The following is a 3,772-nucleotide window of genomic DNA, read 5'->3' as shown; positions in this document are numbered from 1 at the left end:
CTGGAAGGCACCGCCGATTTCCGCGATGCCGACAGCGCCGCCGTCGCCTCGCCGCTGGCCGGCCGGCTGTTCGAAATTCCTGGCGTCACCGGCGTTTTCTTCGGCTATGACTTCATCACCGTGACCAAGGATGGCCCCGACTGGCAGCATTTGAAGCCGGCGATCCTCGGCGCCATCATGGAGCATTTCATGTCCGGCGCGCCCGTCATGGCCAAGGCCGGCCCGGCCGCCGAGACCAGCCAGACCGGTGAGTTCTACGACAAGGCCGACGAGGAGTTGGTCATCACCATCAAGGAACTGCTCGACACGCGGGTGCGCCCGGCGGTCGCCCAGGATGGCGGCGACATCACCTTCCGCGGCTTCGAGAATGGCACGGTGTTCCTGCACATGAAGGGCGCCTGCGCCGGCTGCCCATCCTCGACGGCGACGCTGAAGCACGGCATTCAGAATCTGCTGCGCCATTTCGTGCCGGAAGTGCAACAGGTCGAGCAGGTCTCCTGACGCCCCCTTTTAAAATTCTACCCTGCTGACCATCTGGTCCGATTTCTTCGCTTCCGGCGCCTCGGCCAGAAGGAACTCCAAAATGATCTACGAACTTCGGGTTTACCGGGCTTTGCCGGGGCGCTTGCCGGCGCTTCTTGATCGTTTCGACAAGATCACCCTCAAATTGTGGGAAAAGCACGGTATCCGCCAAGCGGGTTTCTTTACCACGCTGATCGGTGCTTCGAACAACGACCTGACCTACATGCTGGCATGGGAATCGCTGGCCGAACGCGAAGAGCGCTGGACGGCGTTCGTGAAGGACCCGGCCTGGACACAGGCGCGGGAAGATTCCGAGCGTGACGGCCAGATCACCGAGACAATCACCAACCAAATTTTGGCTCCCACCTCGTTCTCGGCGGTGTCCTGACCACCGAGCAGGCGTCGCATCGCGCAAACAACAAAAAACCGGGCCGAATTGCCCGGTTTTCTGCTTGGGACGTCCGTTGTTGCCTAGACGGTCCGCGTACGAAAACTGCCTCTAGAGAACGATGACCTTGGCGCCGACCGAGGCGCGGTCATAGAGGTCGATAATGTCCTGATTCATCAGGCGGATGCAGCCAGACGACATCGCCTTGCCGATCGAATTCCACTCCGGGCTGCCATGCAGGCGATAGCCTGAATCACCGCCCTTGTTGAACAGGTACATGGCGCGCGCGCCGAGCGGGTTCTTCAGGCCCGGCTCCATGCCGCCGGCAAACTTTTCCAATTCCGGCTGGCGCTGGATCATCTGCCTCGGCGGCGTCCAGGTCGGCCATTCGCGCTTGAGCGCAATGTGGGCGGTGCCATGCCACTCGAAGCCCTCGCGGCCGACGCCGATGCCGTAGCGAATGGCCCTTCCGTCGCCCTCGATGAAGTAGAGGAACTTGTTCTGCGTATCGACGATGATCGTGCCCGGCTTTTCCGGGCTGTCGTAGTTCACTTCCTGCCGATGGTACTTCATCGGCACTTTCTCGATCGGGATGCGCGGCAGCTGATAACCTGCGTCGGTGACCGCGCCGTAGTTGTTGGAGAATATCTGCGAGCCGATGGTGCTGCAACCGGCGATAGCAGTGGAGAGCGCCAGTGCGGCGATGATTGCAAACGACTTCATGCGCATCAGGTGATCCGGTGCCCCGCCCAACTTCGGCGGCACGAGTCGGCCGCTCTCTCATCATCATTCATGCTGGCATTTGCTTTGCTTGCCAAGCGCGCGATGCCTATATGCCTGCCTTGACGTACCGGTAAGCGTATCACTATGGCATTTTGGCAACAGGACTCACAGGATTGTGAAGCAAATTCAAGGGGCCTGCTCCATGGGCTCCTGGAAATCGAGGAGAACCGTCATGAATGTCGGTGACGCCGCCCACCGCTCCGGCCTGCCGGCCAAGACTATCCGCTACTATGAAGAGATCGGCCTGATCGCCCCGGCGCGCGCCGCCAACGGCTACCGCGATTATTCCGGAGACGACATCCATCGGCTGGCCTTCCTGCGCCGCGCGCGCAATCTCGGCTTTTCCATCGACGATTGCCGCCAGTTGATGGCGCTTTACCAGGATCGCAGCCGCGCCAGCCAGAACGTGCGCGAAATCGCCGCCGCCCATGTCACGGCGATCGAGGAGAAAGTGCGCGAGTTGCAGTCGATGCGCTCGACGCTGCAGAAACTGATCCATGCCTGCCACGGCGACGAAAGGCCGGATTGTCCGATCCTTGATGACATGGCGGGGGCGGCGTTGCCCAGCGACAAGGCCGCCTCTGCGCCTGCATAATGACTCTACGTCGACGAGGCCCGACGCCTGGTCGACTCCTGCCGGGAGGACATCCGCAATGGTCTCGATGACCGTCGAACTGCGCAATGTGGAGGACACGCAAGCCGCCATGGGCTGGGCCGGCGGCCACACGATCATCGTCGACCGGCCCGAAGGCAAGGCCGGCGGCATGGGCCTGGGCTTCAATGGCGGCCAGCTCCTCGCCCTGGCGATCGGCGGCTGCTTCTGCAACGACCTTCGCTACGTCGCCGAGGAAATGGGCGTAACGCTCGACAAGATCGCCGTGACCGTGACGCTGAACCTCGAAGGCAAGCCTTTGCTCGCGACCTCGTCAATCATGAAGGTTTCATGCACGACGCTGGACGGCTCCGACCCGGCGGAGATCATCACGAGGGCCGCGGCGATTTCCACGGTCAGCAACTCCCTGCGCCAGGGCGTGCCGGTGAGCATTGAAACGGACGCAACGGCGACCGGCTTGTCGGAGGAATGATCCCTGGGAACAGGCGCATTTGGCCGTGTGGATTGTCGGAGACCGCTAAAAAGATCCGCCGCCGGCACGGCAGGGGGATTGACCCAATTTTCTTCGGCACCTGGGCGCGTCAATCTGCCGCTCTATGTCTTCCCTTGTCGCAATGATCAACGATGGAGGTTGGCATGGATCGGCGATTGTTTCTGACTGGAATGCTTGGGCTTGCAGGGGCTGCGACCGTCGTCGCAATCGCGCGTCCTGCCACCGCCCTGGCCGGCATCCCTGATACGGGGCCCGGCATTCTCGATGAGCTCGACAAACCATCCGACGACATTCTCGGCCCGGATGGTCCCGATGTCCAGGACGGCGTCGAGTTCGTGCGGCACCGCAGATGGCACCGCCGCCGTCGCCGACGCGGGTGGAGGCGGGTTTGCCGTCGCTATTGGCGCAATGGTTCTTGGCGCCGCAGATGTTTCCGCAGATCCTTCTGGATCCACTTCTGACGGGATCACCAAACGCGAAGGCTCCGGCATCCGCCGGAGCCTTCGCTATCGCTGCGGGCTTGAATCCAATCGGCAAAAAAGGCCCGCCGCCCCTCGGCAGCGGGCAGGTCCTGGAGTGCCGGGGGATCAACCCGGCATGGGATCAACGAGCGGATCACCGGTTGGTTGCAGGGATCGGCCCGGTAGCCTTCCTTTGGGTGGACCGCCACCGGGCCTGACCGGAGCGGGGTGTATTGGGGGAGCCCCGGCTGCTTCCAAAATATCACCTTTCACTTAAATTAGCTTTAGCTAATTTACAGAAAGCCATGCGCCACCCGCAGATGGGTTGCGCCTTCACGGAAATGTCGAAGTGACGTCTCCCGCTTATGCCATTCGACATTCGCGGAACTAAAGCGGTTGCATCTGACTTTGGTAGGTAACGCGCAAAGACTTTTTTCTGCTATCTTAAGGTTACTAAATGGAAATTGATCGGCGCGGCATATCAAGGCGATTCGCGCTGACGATCTCTTTGT

At 61.3% G+C, this 3,772-nt stretch carries 6 protein-coding genes; 4 read left to right on the top strand and 2 right to left on the bottom strand.

What is annotated here, in order from left to right; genetic code table 11:
• Together EN750_RS23210 and EN750_RS23205 are read left to right on the top strand one after the other, a co-directional pair.
• Positions 1–501 (top strand): NifU family protein (locus EN750_RS23210; RefSeq protein WP_145967851.1); only part of this gene is annotated, 501 nt, incomplete at its 5' end.
• Between the two features lie 82 nt (positions 502–583).
• Entirely contained in the window at positions 584–910 is a 327-nt protein-coding gene (locus tag EN750_RS23205) for an NIPSNAP family protein (RefSeq protein ID WP_127269475.1), read from the top strand.
• Between the two features lie 111 nt (positions 911–1,021).
• Here EN750_RS23205 and EN750_RS23200 read toward each other — a convergent pair whose 3' ends face one another.
• The gene (locus EN750_RS23200; protein WP_127397760.1) at positions 1,022–1,639 is read right to left on the bottom strand and encodes a L,D-transpeptidase; all 618 of its coding nucleotides are present in this window, start codon (positions 1,637–1,639) and stop codon (positions 1,022–1,024) included.
• 226 nt (positions 1,640–1,865) lie between these two features.
• Here EN750_RS23200 and cueR point away from each other — a divergent pair, with 226 nt between their 5' ends.
• Positions 1,866–2,288: a Cu(I)-responsive transcriptional regulator gene (gene cueR / locus EN750_RS23195; RefSeq protein WP_127382668.1), complete on the top strand. Its 423-nt coding sequence runs from the start codon at positions 1,866–1,868 to the stop codon at positions 2,286–2,288.
• 58 nt (positions 2,289–2,346) lie between these two features.
• Positions 2,347–2,778, top strand: coding sequence for an OsmC family protein (locus EN750_RS23190; protein WP_127397759.1), 432 nt, complete (start codon positions 2,347–2,349; stop codon positions 2,776–2,778).
• A gap of 146 nt (positions 2,779–2,924) precedes the next feature.
• On the opposite strand, the gene EN750_RS39575 is transcribed toward EN750_RS23190, so the two are convergent.
• On the bottom strand, positions 2,925–3,155 hold the full coding sequence (locus tag EN750_RS39575) for a hypothetical protein (protein ID WP_189526395.1): 231 nt from the start codon (positions 3,153–3,155) through the stop codon (positions 2,925–2,927).
• Positions 3,156–3,772: the final 617 nt, after the last annotated feature.

It is taken from the genome of Mesorhizobium sp. M7A.F.Ca.ET.027.03.2.1, from assembly GCF_003999175.1.
In the GTDB taxonomy this organism is placed as follows: Bacteria; Pseudomonadota; Alphaproteobacteria; order Rhizobiales; family Rhizobiaceae; genus Mesorhizobium.
This window is presented reverse-complemented; position numbering and strand designations above follow the sequence as displayed.